The following is an 18,138-nucleotide window of genomic DNA, read 5'->3' on the forward strand; positions in this document are numbered from 1 at the left end:
ATTAAACTATAAGAATTAGAAATCGATGCTAAAAACGACAAAATTTCTATGTAAAAATATTAGATAATTAAAAAATTTGATTTCTACTTCTAATAAAGAAAGATTTCAGATTAGAAGTATATTATTTCTAATCTGAAATCTTTTTTAACCTAAAACATTATCTAATTAACAAGCTTTCTATCCAATTCTAATTTTGCAATAGGATTATAAACTATAGGAATTTCTTCGATAACTACATCGCTTCTGTCCAATCCGAAAGCCCTTGTATCCGACAGTGACATGTTTTTCAACATATAGTAGGAATTCAACAGGATTCCATCTCTAACAGAAAACTCATTTTCTACCGACAAAAATTTCTCTATAATTATAAATTTAAAATCAGGTTCCGAATTATATTTTGTTGAACCATCGGGACGAATATGCAAATTAAGTTCCTTATTGTCAACAAGATTTTGAACAATTCGTTTAAAATACAATTCCACTTTTGGTTGGATTCTAAAACCTATATTCAAGACAATCTTAATTACTTTATCATCCAATAACTCTAAAACTTCATAATTCAAATCAAAAGGAGAATTAGTCCTGTTAATATGAAAAAACCAATATACATCCGCTCTTTTTGGATTTTTAGAAAAGATAGAATTCAATATTTTCTCTTCAATTTCATAATTCCTGTCCGCTTTTGATAAATATATTAAATGAGTCGAATACTTTGGAATAGTCACATCATTGCTTAATTCACTCAACTTAGCCGTATGTTCCGTTAAATTGGTAAATTTCACTAACTTATTGTTGATTTTTCTTGAAAAATACCAAACATACATCGTCATAAATATAAACAACTCAAAGAATAAAAACATCCAACGTTCTTTGATTTTTACAATATTGGCGGCGAAAAATGCTAGTTCGATAACCACAAAAACGGTGATGATTGCAGCAATGAGAATCCTGTTCATTTTTTTGATGTAAATCAAATAATAATTTAAAAGAACAGTGGTCATCAGCATCGCTATGGTAATCGAAAATCCATAAGCCGCTTCCATATTGGATGAAGTCCTAAAATACAAAACCATCAAAATACAGCCAACCCATAAAATAGTGTTCACCGACGGAATGTAAATCTGACCTTTCAAATTGGTTGGGTTTTTCATCGTCACACGAGGCCAAAAATTAAGTGATACCGCTTCATTAATCAATGTAAATGAACCGCTTATCAATGCTTGGGAAGCAATAATTGCTGCAAATGTCGAAATCACAACACCCGAAAACAAAAACCATTGCGGCATGATGCCATAAAAAGGATTTTTACCTTCAAGAAAAGGTTTGCTCTGATTCATCAGCCAGGAAGCCTGTCCCAAATAATTGACAACCAAAGCTATTTTTACAAAAACCCAAGTGATCCTGATATTTCCCTTTCCACAATGTCCCAAATCCGAATACAATGCCTCGGCTCCCGTTGTGCAAAGAAAAACAGCTCCCAAAAGCCAAAATCCATGAGGATACTCAACCAATAATTCATAGGCATACACAGGATTCAAAGCAGTCAAAATCGCAGGATGTTCCAAAATTTGGATAAATCCCAATACCAAAAGCATCGAAAACCAAACGACCATGGCAGGGCCAAAAAAGAAACCTACTTTTTGAGTTCCAAAACGCTGAAAAAAGAAAAGTCCAGACAGGATTACGAGAACTATCGGAAGAATTGGAATACCCGGAACTACATCACCCAATCCCTCTACTGCCGAAGCCACAGAAATTGGTGGTGTTATAATTCCATCTGCCAAAAGCGTTGTCGCTCCCAAAATAGTTGGGATTACCAATTTTCCTTTTCCAAATCGTTTAACCAAAGCATAAAGTGAAAACACACCACCTTCCCCATGATTATCTGCGGAAAGAGTCATTAAAACATATTTAAAAGTCGTTTGAAAAGTAAGTGTCCAAAATATACACGAAATCCCTCCATACACCAATAATTTTGATATTTCCCTTTGCCCAACAATGGCTTTCATAACATATAACGGACTGGTTCCTATATCTCCGTAAATAATTCCGAGTGCAACCAAAAGTGATGCTGCCGTAACTTTTTGAACCGTTGATTTATTCATTTTATTTAAAATTTAATTCTATTTATTCATTAATTTTTGGACATAAAAAGTCCTGTACGAAGTACCTAAATCACTCCATATCATATCATTTATTATAAACTTTTTACTTGATTTAAGTGGTATTGAATCGGTAACCTACACCGGATTCAGTAATAATAAACTTAGGGCGGTTTGGATCTTCTTCTATTTTTTTTCTAAGTTGCGCAACAAAAACACGTAAATATTGTGTCTGATCGGCATAGCTGTTTCCCCAAACCTCTTTCAGTAAATATTGATGAGTCAAAACCCTGCCATCATTTCTTATAAAAATGGAAAGTAAATTATATTCGGTCGTTGTGAGCTTTAAAATTTCATTATTCAATCTCACAATACGAGAAGCCAAATCTATTGAAACCGGGCCAAATTCAATTATTGGTTCTTTTTCTTCGGTTGCAGAATTTCGCAATGCAGTTCGAATCCTAGCTAGTAATTCCTGCGTGCGAAAAGGTTTTGTCAAATAATCATTTGCCCCATTATCAAGTGCTTTTACAATTTCATCTTCGGCACTTTTTACCGTCAAAATAATAATTGGATTTTTATACCATTCGCGTAAGCGTTTCAAAACAACTTGCCCGTCTTCATCTGGCAAACCCAAATCAAGAATAACCAAATCAGGCTGATGATTGGCAACCATCGATAATCCTTCTTTTGCATTCACGGCAAAGAATGTTCTGTAATCATTAGATTCCAATGTGATTTCAAGTAGTTTCCTAATTTGAACCTCATCATCAATTACCAAGATTTGAGCACTATTATTCATTTGAAATCTCTTTTGTATTCATAGTTAATGTGTGAAAACGTAGCGTAAAAACTGAACCTCCTTCTTCCCTATTCTCAAGTGTTACTTTCCCATGTTGCGCTTCGACAAATCCTTTTACGATTGATAACCCAAGCCCTGTCCCTCCGGTTTTGGAATTTTGAAGGCGATAAAATTTATCAAACACTTTATCAATTTCATTTTCCGGAAAGCCTATGCCATCATCGGCAATTGTAATCACACATGGAAATGTTTTATCCGGATTATATTCAAAATCAACATCTACATTATAAGAAACCTTAATTTCTATTTTGGCTCCTTTGGGTGTGTATTGCGAAGCGTTAAAAACCAAATTATAAATAATCTGCTGCATCAAACCATAGTCTAATTTGAAAAGAGGCAAATTTTCATCGGTTTTAACAACTACTTTATGAAACTGCAAATCCTCTTTTAGATGATCCAAAACATTATAAATCAGTTCTTCCAAATCGCACCAATCCATTTTGGGTTCAATAACACCCGATTCCAACCGGGACATATTCAATAAATTTTCGACTTGATGATTTAATCGCAAAGAAGCTTTCTCAATCTCTGCATACAGATTCTCCTTATTTTCTTCAGAAATAGGTACTGATTTGGTCTGAATAGTATCAATCGCCCCCATAATAGTCGAAATCGGTGTTCGCAATTCATGGGACAACGAATCCAATAAAGCATTGTAAAGTTTCATCGTATTGATTCTAACCTCTTTTACCTGTAATATTTTCTCAGCTCTTCTTATTTTGTGGGTCAAAACAGCATTTACAAGAGCAATGATAAAAAACAAAAACAATAACAAAGAGTCTTCGGCATTACTGATATGGAACGTATAATAAGGTTCTATAAATAAGAAATTCAAAATCAACGCACTCAAAACTGCACTGAGCAACAACGGTAAAATTGCTAGAAACATCGACAACACCGAGACTACGACCAAGAGCAGATAACCCACAATTTTATAGTCTAAATAGTCTCTTATAAACAAACATAATGCAGCGACTGTACCGACTGATAATACGCTTATTAAATATTGATTTTTAATCTTTATTTGATTTAAAATAGTGCTCATGATTCTGGCGTTTATTTTATTAAGACAAAGTTAAATCATATCGTATAAGTATTTTATAATATAACGAAGCAGGATATAAAGATTTTATAAAGATTTCACTTAACAGTTTTCAGGAGCAGAAAAATTAGGATTTTTTGGAAATATGGGTCCCGCTTTCGCCTTTATCTCTCCTCTCGTACCAAAAGACGAGAGGAGAGGATATCGTCTCAATCGGGGCTAAAAGCAAGCAATTAGCATTTTTGGTTTCAATTCAGACCTGACAGCTCAAATTAGTCTAACCATAAACATTTCAAAACGTCATTTTTAATAAAATTTATCAAAACCACATAATAAATTACCAATGTCACAATTTGACTAGCTCTCAACCACACATTCTTTCCAAAAACTCAATTTAGAAAAATTCTATTTATTACTTTTACACTTTCAAAACAAATTCAATCCCGAGCAAATCGGAAATAAAATAATAAGTACATGTCTGCAATTAAAAAAGATTACAAAAAAGTTACCACCAAGTCACTAATTGACATGAAATCCAATGGCGAAAAAATCTCCATGCTTACGGCTTATGACTACACTATGGCCAAAATTGTGGATACCGCAGGGGTTGACGTAATTCTTGTTGGTGACTCGGCCTCCAATGTCATGGCTGGTCATGAAACAACATTGCCAATCACTTTGGACCAAATGATTTACCACGCCTCATCAGTGGTTAGAGCTGTTGAAAGAGCTTTGATTGTTGTTGATTTGCCTTTTGGAAGTTACCAATCCGATTCCAAAGAAGCATTACGCTCATCGATACGCATCATGAAAGAAAGTGGCGCACACGCCGTAAAATTAGAAGGAGGAAAAGAAATTGAAACATCCATCAAAAAAATCCTGAATGCAGGAATCCCGGTTATGGGACACCTAGGACTGACTCCACAATCTATTTATAAATTTGGAACTTATACCGTTCGTGCCAAAGAAGAACAAGAAGCCGAAAAATTGGTCGAAGATGCTATTTTATTGGAACAATTGGGTTGTTTTGCATTGGTACTTGAAAAAATTCCGGCTCATTTGGCAGAAAAAGTGGCTAAAAGCATTTCCATTCCCGTAATCGGAATTGGAGCTGGAGGTGGCGTTGACGGACAAGTTTTAGTCATTCACGATATGTTGGGAATGAACAATGAGTTTAGCCCACGTTTCTTAAGACGTTATATGAATCTTTACGAAGGAATGACTTCGGCAATAAGCCAATATGTAACCGATGTAAAATCACAGGATTTTCCGAACGAGAAAGAACAATATTAAGCTGCTAAGTTTCTGAGGTACTAAGTTTCTAAGACAAGACAAACTTAGAAACTTTGTATCTTAGCGGCTTAGAATCTATAAAATGCCTTAATGAAAGTAGTTTCAAACAAATCCAATCTTCAAATCCTGCACGAAGACAATCACCTGATTGTGGTCAATAAACGTGTTGGTGATATTGTTCAGGGAGACAAAACGGGCGATAAACCGTTGAGCGATGTTGTAAAAGAGTACATTAAAGAAAAATATAACAAACCCGGTGAGGTATTTTTGGGAGTCGTGCATCGATTGGACAGACCTACTACCGGAATTGTGGTTTTTGCCCGCACAAGCAAGGCTTTGACACGCATGAATGAATTGTTCAGCAACAGGGAAACCCAAAAAACCTATTGGGCGGTTGTCAAAAACAGACCTTCCAAAAACGAAGATACACTTGTTCATTACATCAAAAGAAACGAGAAAAACAATACTTCAAAAGCACATTCTAAAGAAGTTCCCGACAGCAAAAAGGCTAGCTTGGAATATAAAATCATTAAAGAACTGGACAATTATTTCGGGCTCGAAATTCTGTTACATACAGGAAGACATCACCAAATCAGGGCTCAATTATCCGCCATTGGTTCTCCCATAAAAGGAGATTTAAAATATGGTTTTGACCGAAGCAATCCCGACGGCGGAATCCATCTGCACGCTAGAAAACTGGTATTTGTCCATCCCGTTTCGAAAGAGGAAATTACCATTGTAGCTCCAACTCCGGACGAGGTAGTTTGGAATGCGATTTAATTTTTTCAAGAAAAAAAAGTATATATTAATTTTAAATTTTAACTTGCAGCATACATAAGTAATCTGTTTTGCAATGAATTACAAATTAAACATTAATTCAAGAAAAGAAGCTTTAATTAAATTGTTGGATGTAATTATCAAGCATGAGAATGAAATTATCGAAGCCCTGTATGATGATTTCAGAAAGCCTCCTTTTGAGTCTATTGCAACGGAAATCAGCTATGTCATCTCTGAGTTAAAATACACTATAAAAAACATAGAGAAATGGTCTAAAACCAGGTGGGTATTCCCTTCTCTGCTCAATTTCCCTTCGACCGATTATATCGTAAAAGAACCTTACGGTAAAGTTTTGATTATTTCTCCATGGAATTATCCTTTCCAATTAGCCTTTTGTCCCATGATATCTGCTGTGGCAGCGGGAAATCAGGTAGTTTTAAAACCCTCAGAGTTAGCCCCAAAGACTTCGTCCCAAATAGTCAAAATTATCGAAAAAGTATTTCATCACCACCATGTAAAGGTAATTGAAGGAGGAATTGAAGCTGCCAAAAATTTACTGGCGCAACGTTGGGATTATATTTTCTTTACCGGAAGTGCCACCGTTGGGAAAATTGTTGCCAAGGCTGCCGCAGAACATCTCACCCCAACAACTCTTGAATTGGGAGGAAAAAATCCATGTATTATAGATGAAACTGCTAATTTGAAATTAGCCGCCAAAAGAATTGTCTGGGGAAAATTTTTGAACGCAGGACAAACCTGCATCGCACCCGATTATATTTTGATTCAAGAAGATATGAAAAGCCATTTTGTGGATTTTTTGAAAAAAGAAATTACAAATGCTTATGGCAAAAACCCACAAGAATCGCCGGATTTCGCCAGAATTATAAACGAAAAAAACTGCTACCGATTAATGAGCCTGATTGAACCCAAAAAAGTGATTTTTGGAGGAGAGACAGATATTGATAGTTGCTACATTTCCCCTACACTAATTGAAGAAGACTCACTTGACACCTCACTTATGTCCGAAGAAATATTTGGACCAATCCTACCAATAATTACTTATAAAGACGAAAAAAAAATTGAACTAACCCTTTCCAAATACGGAAAACCACTCGCTCTATATGTATTCACAGATGATAGAAAATTTGCAAAAAAAATAATTACTCAATTTGCATTCGGTGGCGGCTGTGTGAATGATACGGTTATTCATTTTGCCAACAAAAGACTTCCCTTTGGTGGTGTTGGCCATAGCGGAATGGGTGCCTATCATGGACAACTGAGTTTTGACACATTTTCACACAAAAAAGCAATAGTCAAAAAAGCAAATTGGTTGGATTTAAATATTCGATATGCTCCTTACTCAAAAAAATTAGATACCTTAAAAAATATATTAAAATGGTTTTAGTCTAAGATAAAACTAGAGGAATAATAAACCTAAATCCTTATCAAAAAATAAGCAATTGTTTCAGTTTTTTACTTAGAACAATTGCTTATTTTTTTAATTTATAAATAACCAAACACCACAACTTCAACCTTTACAAGTATTTGATTCTTTATAGATTAAAAAAAACTGTAAATTTGCAAACCGATTAAAAAATCAAAAAAAACAATTTGTAAGACATAACTCAATATAACCAAAATTCTGCTGACCAAAATGAACCAAACACTACAAAGATTAAAAGATATCGAGAAAAATGGCTACCAATTAGATTTTGGAAACGTATTTAACGATGCCTTCGAGAATTATAAAAAAATTGCTTTATATGCCGGATTAGTACTTATCATTTTTGGAATTTTATTTACTGCTATCATTGCTGGATTTGTAATTGCTGCAGTAGGTAGCTCCTTAATATCGGGGGGACTTAACCCTGAAAAATTAAAAGTTGAAAATTTTACCGAATCCCAAATGTTAATTTTCAATATCTCTGCAATAGTAATATCATGTATAATGAGTCCTTTTCAGGCATCTTTCTTAAAAATGGCACTTTATGGAGAACGAGATAATGAGTTTCGTATTTCGGATTTATTCAGTTATTATAAACTTCCATATCTTACAAAAATCGTAGGTTCTACATTAACAATTTCAGTCATTGGTTTAGTACAAGCAACTTTATTTTCGAATATACATTTCGAACTTCTAGGAGGCATTATCACCTACTTTATCTCTTTTATCACGATACTAACTGTTCCGCTTATCATTTTTGGCGAATTAGATACATTCAATGCCATAAAATACAGCATACTTATCATTTTTAAACAACCCATAGTTATCCTTGGATTAATAATTATAGCATTCATTGGCTCATTTGTTGGAATCATGGGATGCTGTATTGGTATCTTTTTTACTTTACCCTTTATCTATTCTATGAATTATGTTATCTATTCTTCCATTGTTGGTATTGATTTCCAAGAAGAAATTCAATAAAAAAGAAATAATAAAGTCAATCAGATGAATATATAAGGACATAAAATCCCCCCACAAACGATGTCATTATTATGTAACATACTGTATTTTTTAAACTTAGGCTTTTCTTTATTAGACTTAGTCCACATTCCTGTGCAATTAAGTCAGACATCACAGCATTTAATAATGACCAGCCCTAGAAATATCTTTTTATTGGCAATGTCCTTTATTTTATTAGTTGTTATCATTTATTCTAACTCCAAAATAAATGCCATTTTAAGAAATAAAGACAACCTTCCAACTCAGGATTCAGACAAAAAAGAATACCAGCTCTATTTGTTGTTTTTGGGTTTACTGATCCCGTTTTTAGAAATTATATTCGAATTTTTTCAAGTTAGGCCAAAAAGCTTATTGATAAACAACTTTTCAATAGGGTGCTTTTTTCTATTAATATTTTTGATTAGCGAAAAATCAAAGTATCTGTACAATAGAATTCAAAATATTTTTATTCTCTTATTTTATATTTATTTCGCAAACGTAATCTACAATATCATATTCTTACCTGAAGATCCTCTTCCGGCTTATGCGTTTATAGTAACTCTATTCTTTGCGTATATTATCATCAAACCGATACAAAGATATCGGTATTTCATGGCTATTGTTTTTTTCTTACTGTTAACAATTTATGCTTTCAATTGGATTACTTTCAAAAAAAATTTAATCCTTCTTAATTTTTACATTCTTGTTTTTGTCATAAATCATATCAGACATATTTCGATAACAAAAATCCAAGAAAAATTTAATTTCACCAATGAAATTGTAAACAAGGGAAATTCCCTCACTATAGCCACTAATAAAGAAGGGAAAGTTACTTTTTGCAGTGATACCATTACTTCTATTTTAGGGTATACTCCTAATGAGGTATTGGGATTAGAATTTTGGAAACTAACAGAAGTGTCTGAATATCTGGGTATTGATTATCGCGAAAATTTTGAACAAAATCGTGTATATGTCCGAAAATTAAAATGCAAAAACGGAGAATATAAATTTATTCAATGGATTGGCAAACGATTCTCCGAAGACTCCATCATCGGAATTGGACAGGATATTACAAACGAAATAAAAATAAGAAACCAGTACGAAACCTTAATTCAAACTGCTGTAGACATCATTTTTGAAGCAGATCATGAAGGTAATTTTACTTTTATAAATGACTATGGAATTAAAATTTTGGGATACCAAAAAGAAGAATTTTTATCCAAAAACTTTTCGTCAATAATCAGAAAAGATTACATCACTAATACGATGAGTTTTTATCAGGACATCTTGGATATTGAAGAAAATTTTACAACTCTCGAATTCCCTATCATCAAAAAAGACGGAAAGGAGATCTGGATTTCACAAAATGTATTCATCCGCAGAAATAGTTTTGGTGAAATCGAAGGCTATTCCGGTATTGCAAGGGATATTACTTTGTTGAAAAACATTGAGAAAGAAAAAACCAAAAGACAGGAAAAAATTAAAAAATACAGCAAAACGCTAAAAGACATTGCTCTTTCCAACCATTCCAATTCTGAAAATTTTGAAAATACTATTTATAAAATTCTCAAGCAAACAGCTTTGACAATGGGAGTTAATAGAGCCTGTTATTGGACTTATGAAGCCGATCACATCTTTAACACCAAAATGTACGATTCTAAAACTAATGCTTTTGATGGTACTGTTCATTGTTCTTATCAGTTTTATAAAAATGAAAATCTGGATTATTTTGAAAAAATAGAGAACAAACATCAGGTAGTATTATCTGATATTAGGGCTCACTCTTCCAATAATCAAAAAAATGACAGTTATATTTATAAATACGATGTTTACTCAACACTGGATACTCCTGTTTTTATTGATGGAGAGATAAAGGGTATTATTTCTTTTGAAGCGACTCAAAAAATTAAAAACTGGGATAATGAAGACATCAATTTTGCCAAATCAATAGCCGATTTAATTGTAATTGCATTGACCTCACAAATGCGCCTAGAAATAGAGCAAAAACTTGCATACAAGAGTGAATTACTTTTGGTCATTAATCAAAATACGAATCAGTTTTTATTACAAAAAAACACAGAAGCCCTCATTAAAGGAGTAATCAATGAACTTGGAAAAGTTACACAGTCTGAACGTATTTCATATTTCAAAAAAAATCCAAATACGAATCTATTTGACCAAAAATGCATGTGGACAAATAAGTTGCAAGATTTTGATACAGTTCATCCTAAATTGCAGGGACTTGCATTTTCTGAATTTGACAATAGTAGCATAAAAGATTTAACCCCTTTGCAATTCTTTCAATGCATCACTGACAAAATTCAGGATGAACCAATAAAATCATTTTTGACCAAATTGAATCCTCATTCAATGCTAATTTTTCCAGTTTTCACCAAAAATGAATTTAACGGCTTTTTTGCCTTTGATGACACTACTAAAAATCGCATCTGGAGCAACGATGAAATCTCCATTTTACAATTAATGGTCAAAAACATATCTTCATCAATTGAAAGAAACATAAACGAAGCTATAATCGAAGAAAGTGAAGAGCGCTTCCGATTGCTGGCTAACAACATACCGGGTACTGTACATTTATCCAAATATGATGAAAAATTTACCAAAATTTATCTTAATGATGAAATAGAAAAATTAACTGGTTATCCAAAATCAGATTTTCTGGAAAACAAAATATACTTCATGGATTTAATCCTTCCAGAAGATTTAGAAAATGTCTTATCGGAAAATAAAATTGCTTTAGAACAAAAAAAACCACTTCATATTATCTATCGAATCATGCATAAAAATGGTTCCACTGTTTGGGTGGAAGAGTTTGGTGACTCCATTGTAAAAAATGGGGAAATAAATTTTATGGAGGGGATATTAATTGATATCACCGAGAAAAAAAACAATGAATCTATTATCAAGGAAAAAGAATTTGCGGAAGCTGCAAATAGAGCCAAATCAGAATTCCTGGCCAATATGAGCCATGAAATACGAACTCCCCTTAACGGAATAATTGGCTACACTGATCTATTGATGAATTCAAAACTGGAAAAAACCCAGAAACAGTATATGAATACCATTAACCAATCGGCCAATATTTTAATGGAAGTAGTTAATGATATTCTGGATTTTTCCAAAATAGAATCGGGAAAACTAGAACTCAACATAGAAAGATGTCGTATTGACAGTATTATTCTCCAAATAAAAGAACTAATTAATTATCAGGCTCATTCTAAAAATTTAGAGATAAATTATATCATCAATGAGGATGTACCAAAATACATTTGGATTGATTATATCCGCTTAAAACAAATATTGATTAATCTATTGACCAATGCTGTTAAATTTACCAATCGCGGAAAAATTGAGTTCCGCATTTCGGCATTAGAAACTCAAAAAGGACAGACTACATTACGTTTTTCGGTAAAAGATACCGGAATCGGAATTCGAAAAAACAATCAAAAGATAATTTTTCAAGCTTTTTCACAAGAAGACAGTTCAACCACCAAAAAGTTTGGAGGAACAGGATTAGGATTAACCATTTCCAACCAATTGTTGGGATTGATGAACAGTAAACTACAAATTGACAGTAAATTCAATATTGGAAGTACTTTCTTCTTCGACATCACGCTAAAGAGCAGCAATAAGTCAAAACAAGAGAAAAAGATTGAACAGGAAAAAAGTATTTCGGAAAATCGAATATTAACTATGGACAATGAAGAACCAAAAATATTGATTGTTGAAGACAATAAAATCAATATGCTTCTGACTAAAACATTAGTCAAACAAATTATCCCAAAAAGTATTATTTATGAATCTACTGATGGGGAAAAAGCATTAGAAAAAACACTGGAAGTCAATCCAGACATCATTTTAATGGATATTCAGATGCCTTTGATCAACGGTTATGAAGCCACGAAACAAATTAGAGAAATTGACCATTTCAAAGACATCATTATTATCGCCCTAACAGCGGGAACAGTAATAGGTGAAAAAGAAAAATGTCTCGAAGCAGGTATGAATGATTATGTACCAAAACCTATCGTAAAGAAAACACTTGAAGATGTTTTGGAAAAATGGCTTAATGCCAAAAATAATGTATTATAAAACTCCTCTGATTTCAAAACCTAAAAATTAAAAACCACATAATTAAATATTCATATATTTATAGAAACTAAAACTATAGAACTATGAAATGGATTGGCAGAAGACAAAGCGATAATGTGGAAGACCGCAGAGGCATGTCTGCTGGAGGTAAAACCGTTGTTGGCGGAGGAATTATCGGTATTATAATTTTGCTTCTAAATGTTTTTGGAGGTGAAAATGCCAAAATGATAACTCCTGTTTTGGAGCAATTCAATCAACAACAAAACACCCAAACTGAAAACAGGTCTTTGACCGAAGCCGAAAAAGTGGAAGGTGAATTTGTAAAAACCTTGTTGGCAGACAACGAAGATGTTTGGACAAAAATTTTTGAAGAAAATAACCTGACTTTTGAAGCTCCAAAACTTATTCTTTTTAGTGGTCAGGTTGAAACAGCTTGCGGGGGAGCGAGTTCAGCCTCGGGACCTTTTTATTGCCCCGGTGACAGAACCATTTATATGGACATGACCTTTTTTGATGAACTCAGAACCAAATTTGGTGCCGAAGGCGGTGATTTTGCGGTCGCCTACGTGATGGCCCACGAATTTGGACACCACATTCAAACCCTATTGGGGACTTCGGGAAAAGTGCATCAATTACAACAAAACAGAAACGAAACAGAAGGCAATAAACTTTCAGTAGCTTTGGAATTACAGGCCGATTTCTACGCGGGGCTTTGGACGCATTACAACGAAAAGCAAAACAAAATGCTCGAACCCGGTGATATTGAGGAAGCCTTAAGCGCCGCAAATGCCGTTGGTGATGATGCGATTCAGAAAAAAATGCAGGGTCAGGTTGTTCCGGATTCCTTTACCCACGGCACCTCCGAACAAAGAATGTATTGGTTTAACAGAGGATTTGAAAGCGGCGATATCAAAAAAGGAGATACTTTCTCGGAGCTGAAATGATTCAGCAAAACCTGAGATTACTATTTTTTGGAGCAGAAAGATTAGGCATTTTCAGTAAGCATACTTCCCGCTGTCCGCTGCAATCTTATGCCCCAAACCCTGGGGCATAAGGATTTCCACTTCCATCGGGGCTCAAAGAGAAACATTTTTCCTTTTTTGCAATGATCTCAAAAAAAAAAATCTGCGACCCGAGCGAAAGCGAACAGACGAAGCAAAATCTGCGTAAATCTGCGTGCTGATTTTTTCACGCTGATTTCGCAGATTTACGCAGATAGGCCTAGGATTAAACCTTGAACTATGTAAAAATTCAAAAAAGAGAATCAATTTAATCGAGTTCAAAAGTTTTTCTAAAAAAATAATGGGTCCTTTTCAGACCCATTATATAGTTTTTAAATATTTGAAAGAAACGGCGCTTTCCGTACAAAAGTATCATCAAACAATTGTTCAATTAGAAAATGCGCCAAATCGGTTGCGCTGATTTTGTCCCCCAAACAATCTTCCAAACTGACATTCGTTTCAAACCGTTCATCCGTCTGCTCAATCAACGGAAGACGAACCAATGTCCAATCAATATTGCTCGCCTTAAGCAACTCATATTCAACTTGCTTGTTTTCGGTCGAAATCGGAAAGTTTTTTTTCATCCAATCGGTTGCAAAAATAACTTTTGGACTTTTCTTATCCAAAGCCGTATCAACATTAAGTCCTGTCGTAACAATATAACGACGAATATGCAACGCCTTCATTGCCTTGATAACATTGGAACTAGATTGAGAAAAAAGAGTGGGTTCACTTGCGGGAATCCCTAAACCCAAAGTACTGATCACGGCCTGACTGTCCGTAAACAACCAATAAACGGAATCATAATCGGCCACGTTACCGACAACGATTTCCACTAGATTGCTTTTAATTGAAAAATTATCGGGATTTCTGAGAAGAAGTTTAATGTGAAAACCTTGTCTGATTAATTCTTTTACAAGGTATTTTCCCGACTTTCCGGTACCGCCTATGACGGCAACTTTTATATTTTGTTTCATTTTTTTCTTTATAAAATTTTAAACATAAATTTTCTGTTCGTCTTTTCCGAAAGAGAAAATCGAACAGGCAAAAGCTAATATGCTTTTGCAGACTTTGCTGTTATTTTATAAAGAGATTTTAATGCTGTAAAATTATACAAATTAAATGGCAATGACAATGGCAAAATCAAACTCAATATCAATATCAATATCAATATCAAAAATCAATCTAAAGTTTAAAATCTTAAATCATTACCCCAACCACCCGTCACGATCCAAACTTCGGTATTGAATCGCTTCGGCTATATGTCCTGAAACAACTTGGGAAGAATCATCCAAATCGGCAATGGTTCTGGCTACTTTCAGGATTCTGTCGTAGGCACGAGCCGAAAGATTTAGCCGTTCCATGGCGGTTTTTAGTAACTCTTTGGAAGCATCATCAAGAGCGCAATGTTCCCTAATATGCTTAGTACTCATTTGAGCATTGTAATGAATATGTTCCATTTCTTCAAATCGTTTAGACTGTATTTCTCGGGCAGAAGTTACTCTTTTGCGAATATCAACACTGCTTTCCGCTTTGCGGTCATCGGATAATTTTTCAAAAGGAACGGGAGTCACTTCAATATGAATATCAATTCTGTCCAATAAAGGTCCCGAAATCTTACTCAAATATCTTTGCATTTCGTGGGGAGAAGAAACTTGCGGTGAATCAGGATCATTAAAGAAACCACTCGGACTAGGATTCATGCTCGCCACCAACATGAATGACGACGGATAAGTCACTGTAAACTTGGCTCTCGAAATAGTTACTTCCCTGTCCTCAAGAGGCTGACGCATTACTTCCAAAACGTCTCGTTTAAACTCAGGCAATTCGTCCAGAAACAAGACTCCATTATGTGCCATCGAAATTTCTCCAGGTTGCGGATAACTTCCTCCCCCGACAAGTGCTACATTCGAAATCGTATGATGCGGACTGCGAAACGGCCGTTGGTTCATCAATCCCACTTCCTTCAACTTTCCGGCTACGCTATGAATTTTAGTAGTTTCCAGTGCTTCCCGCAAAGTCATAGGAGGCAAAATACTAGGCAATCTTTTTGCCAACATCGTTTTTCCCGCTCCGGGTGGACCAATCAAAATAATATTATGTCCTCCAGCAGCAGCTATTTCCATACAGCGCTTAATACTTTCTTGTCCTTTTACATCGCTAAAATCAAATTCAGGAAAATCAAGTGTTTTGTAAAATTCAGCTCTAGTATCGATAATTGTAGGCTCAAGCGTTCCTTTTCCTTCTAAAAAATCAATCACTTCTTTCACATTCGAAACGCCATACACATCCAAACCGGACACAATTGCTGCTTCATTAACATTTTCCAAAGGAAGAAAAAAACCTTTAAAACCTTCTTCTTTTGCTTTTATCGCGATCGGTAACGCACCACGGATAGGCTGTAAACTCCCATCAAGAGACAACTCTCCCATGATAACATACTGCTCATAAATATCCGATTTAATTTGTGACGAAGCTACCAAAATCCCAATTGCCAATGTAAGATCATAAGCTGAACCTTCTTTACGCAAATCGGCAGGTGCCATGTTGATAATGATTTTTTTGCCGGGCATTTCATAGCCGTTATTCTTGAGTGCGGCTGCAATTCGATAGCTACTTTCCTTAATAGCATTGTCTGGCAATCCGACCAAATGATAGCCAATTCCCTTGTCCATATTCACCTCGACAGTAATAGTCGTAGCTTCTACCCCAAAAACAGCACTTCCATAAACTTTGATTAACATATAAATAGTTTTGACTAAATATATATACTATTTTACTTTCAACCAAAAATATTTAATCAAATTCCTACTTAAAATTAAAATCACGAATAAACCAATCCAATTTGTTCTCTCACATCTTCAACAATTTTTATCAAATCCAAACTGTTTTGATGTGACCAAAGCTCGCTTTCAATTTTGTCAGACCAAAGGCAAGCATGGCATTCCTCTATTTCATGGGCATACCCTTTTCCGAGTTTTGGTCTCTTGATTTTTTCTTTGTCCTCACCTTGAATCAAAGTATAAGACTCTGCCATATACCACTGCGGATTAATATTTATGCGGCCTTGCGTACCACTTATAGTCGCTTTATGATTGGAAGAAGATAAAAAACTCGAATGTAAAATCGCCTGAGCAGACTCATACTGCAAAATAATGGAAGTCTGAAGATCGGCTCCTGTAGCATGAAAATTAGATTTGGCAGCAATTTCCTTTGGAATTCCCAGTATCAAATAAGCCAAAAACAATGGATAAACACCAATATCCATCAATGAACCACCACCAAGTTTCATATCGGTCGTTCTGTTTCCTTCTAAATTTTCGACTACAAAAGCAAAATCAGCATTCACATATTTCACTTCTCCTATGAATCCGTTTTGAACGTGTTGCAACACTTCCTTCACTGAAGGATTAAAACGGGTCCAAAAAGCTTCCATCAAAAATTTATTATATTCTTTCGCCGTTTTGACCATTTGCAACGTATCTTGATAATTTAAAGCAATTGGTTTTTCACAAAGTACATGCTTGTTATTTTGCAATGCCTTGATGGTAAGTTCGGCATGCGAATCATGTGGCGTAGCTATATAGAGAATATCGACACTGTCATCTTGAAAAAGCTCATCATAAGAACCGTAAGCTTTTGGACATTGAAATTTGTTGGCAAACTCTTGGGCTTTCTCCAAATTTCTGGAAGCCACAGCACTAAGTTCAGCCGATTCAATTAATTGCAGATCTTTGGCGAATTCGTCTGCAATTCTTCCTAAACCAACAATTCCCCATTTTATTTTTTTGTTATTATCCATTATTGTCTCACTTTTTAATAGAGTAAATATAATATATCATGGTTTGTCTCTCCCGATAAATCTTTCTTTTCCCAGCAAAAAATTTACCGCTCTCAAAACATTTTTATCGATTGATTCTTCTGTCTTTAAAAAAGATATATATCTAATAATTTCCAACTGCAGTGATGGTCGCAAACTATCAAATATTCTTTGAGTGTCCAGATTTTCATTTAAAGCTTTTACAAGTTTAGGATGCATCGGAATCACTCTTTCTTCCGAATCGAAAGCAATTTCAAAATTGGCTGTGTCTCCTACTTCCTTCTGAGCCATTTTTCTCATGGGAGTATTCAGGTACAAACGCCAGTGCCCACTATACTTTATCAAAGTCTGGATAAATTGGTGACCTTCAATTTTTATTTTCACCGGAATCTTCCCTTTGTTTTTGTTTGCATCACGAAAAACAGATTCCAAAACAGCATCAGGAATAAAAACAAAGGGGTTAACTCCTATTATATATATTTCTGCTGAAAATTTATAAATCTTGCTGTTGTCCATTTATTATCATTTTTCAAATCGAAAATACAAAATATAAAAACAAAAATCATTTAAACTAAGGTACACGAAAATTATACTTTTAAAAGTTTACGGCTTAAATTTATTATATTCGAAAAACATTATAGCACCTAGAAAAAAAAATTAACAACTAATTATCAAATATTTAATCACA

At 34.4% G+C, this 18,138-nt stretch carries 13 protein-coding genes; 6 read left to right on the top strand and 7 right to left on the bottom strand.

Translation table 11 applies throughout. The features are described from left to right. Positions 1-161: 161 nt before the first annotated feature. The 3 genes from OZP12_RS14920 to OZP12_RS14930 form a co-directional block, all read right to left on the bottom strand. Positions 162-2,105 carry a KUP/HAK/KT family potassium transporter gene (locus tag OZP12_RS14920; RefSeq protein WP_281225826.1) on the bottom strand — a complete coding sequence of 648 codons (1,944 nt, stop codon included), beginning with the start codon at positions 2,103-2,105 and terminating at the stop codon, positions 162-164. A 112-nt stretch (positions 2,106-2,217) separates the two neighbouring features. After that, complete coding sequence (locus OZP12_RS14925; RefSeq protein ID WP_281225827.1) at positions 2,218-2,904, bottom strand: response regulator; 687 nt, start codon at positions 2,902-2,904, stop codon at positions 2,218-2,220. Beyond that, on the bottom strand, positions 2,897-4,009 hold the full coding sequence (locus OZP12_RS14930) for a sensor histidine kinase (RefSeq protein ID WP_281225828.1): 1,113 nt from the start codon (positions 4,007-4,009) through the stop codon (positions 2,897-2,899). The genes OZP12_RS14925 and OZP12_RS14930 overlap by 8 nt, the downstream gene beginning before the upstream one ends. A 471-nt stretch (positions 4,010-4,480) precedes the next feature. Between OZP12_RS14930 and panB the strand changes: the two genes are divergently transcribed. The 6 genes from panB (at position 4,481) to ypfJ (ending at position 13,573) form a co-directional block, all read left to right on the top strand. Then, positions 4,481-5,299 carry a 3-methyl-2-oxobutanoate hydroxymethyltransferase gene (gene panB / locus OZP12_RS14935; protein ID WP_281225829.1) on the top strand — a complete coding sequence of 273 codons (819 nt, stop codon included), beginning with the start codon at positions 4,481-4,483 and terminating at the stop codon, positions 5,297-5,299. A gap of 90 nt (positions 5,300-5,389) precedes the next feature. Beyond that, entirely contained in the window at positions 5,390-6,079 is a 690-nt protein-coding gene (locus OZP12_RS14940; RefSeq protein WP_281225830.1) for an RluA family pseudouridine synthase, read from the top strand. Between the two features lie 73 nt (positions 6,080-6,152). Continuing rightward, positions 6,153-7,481: an aldehyde dehydrogenase gene (locus OZP12_RS14945; RefSeq protein WP_281225831.1), complete on the top strand. Its 1,329-nt coding sequence runs from the start codon at positions 6,153-6,155 to the stop codon at positions 7,479-7,481. Between the two features lie 249 nt (positions 7,482-7,730). Further along, entirely contained in the window at positions 7,731-8,501 is a 771-nt protein-coding gene (locus OZP12_RS14950; protein WP_281225832.1) for a hypothetical protein, read from the top strand. A 630-nt stretch (positions 8,502-9,131) separates the two neighbouring features. Beyond that, entirely contained in the window at positions 9,132-12,629 is a 3,498-nt protein-coding gene (locus OZP12_RS14955) for a PAS domain S-box protein (protein WP_281225833.1), read from the top strand. Between the two features lie 83 nt (positions 12,630-12,712). Next, complete coding sequence (ypfJ, locus tag OZP12_RS14960) at positions 12,713-13,573, top strand: KPN_02809 family neutral zinc metallopeptidase (protein WP_281225834.1); 861 nt, start codon at positions 12,713-12,715, stop codon at positions 13,571-13,573. A gap of 389 nt (positions 13,574-13,962) precedes the next feature. Here the strand turns inward: ypfJ and OZP12_RS14965 are convergent, their stop codons facing one another. From OZP12_RS14965 to OZP12_RS14980, 4 genes are all read right to left on the bottom strand, one after another. Further along, complete coding sequence (locus tag OZP12_RS14965) at positions 13,963-14,607, bottom strand: NAD(P)-dependent oxidoreductase (RefSeq protein ID WP_281225835.1); 645 nt, start codon at positions 14,605-14,607, stop codon at positions 13,963-13,965. A 231-nt stretch (positions 14,608-14,838) separates the two neighbouring features. Continuing rightward, complete coding sequence (locus tag OZP12_RS14970; RefSeq protein WP_281225836.1) at positions 14,839-16,374, bottom strand: YifB family Mg chelatase-like AAA ATPase; 1,536 nt, start codon at positions 16,372-16,374, stop codon at positions 14,839-14,841. A gap of 80 nt (positions 16,375-16,454) precedes the next feature. Then, complete coding sequence (locus OZP12_RS14975; RefSeq protein ID WP_281225837.1) at positions 16,455-17,432, bottom strand: Gfo/Idh/MocA family protein; 978 nt, start codon at positions 17,430-17,432, stop codon at positions 16,455-16,457. 36 nt (positions 17,433-17,468) lie between these two features. After that, a complete protein-coding gene (locus OZP12_RS14980; RefSeq protein WP_281225838.1) occupies positions 17,469-17,966 on the bottom strand; it encodes a DUF1905 domain-containing protein in 498 nt (165 codons plus the stop codon). Positions 17,967-18,138: the final 172 nt, after the last annotated feature.

Source organism: Flavobacterium aquiphilum (assembly GCF_027111335.1).
Classification (GTDB): domain Bacteria; phylum Bacteroidota; class Bacteroidia; order Flavobacteriales; family Flavobacteriaceae; genus Flavobacterium; species Flavobacterium aquiphilum.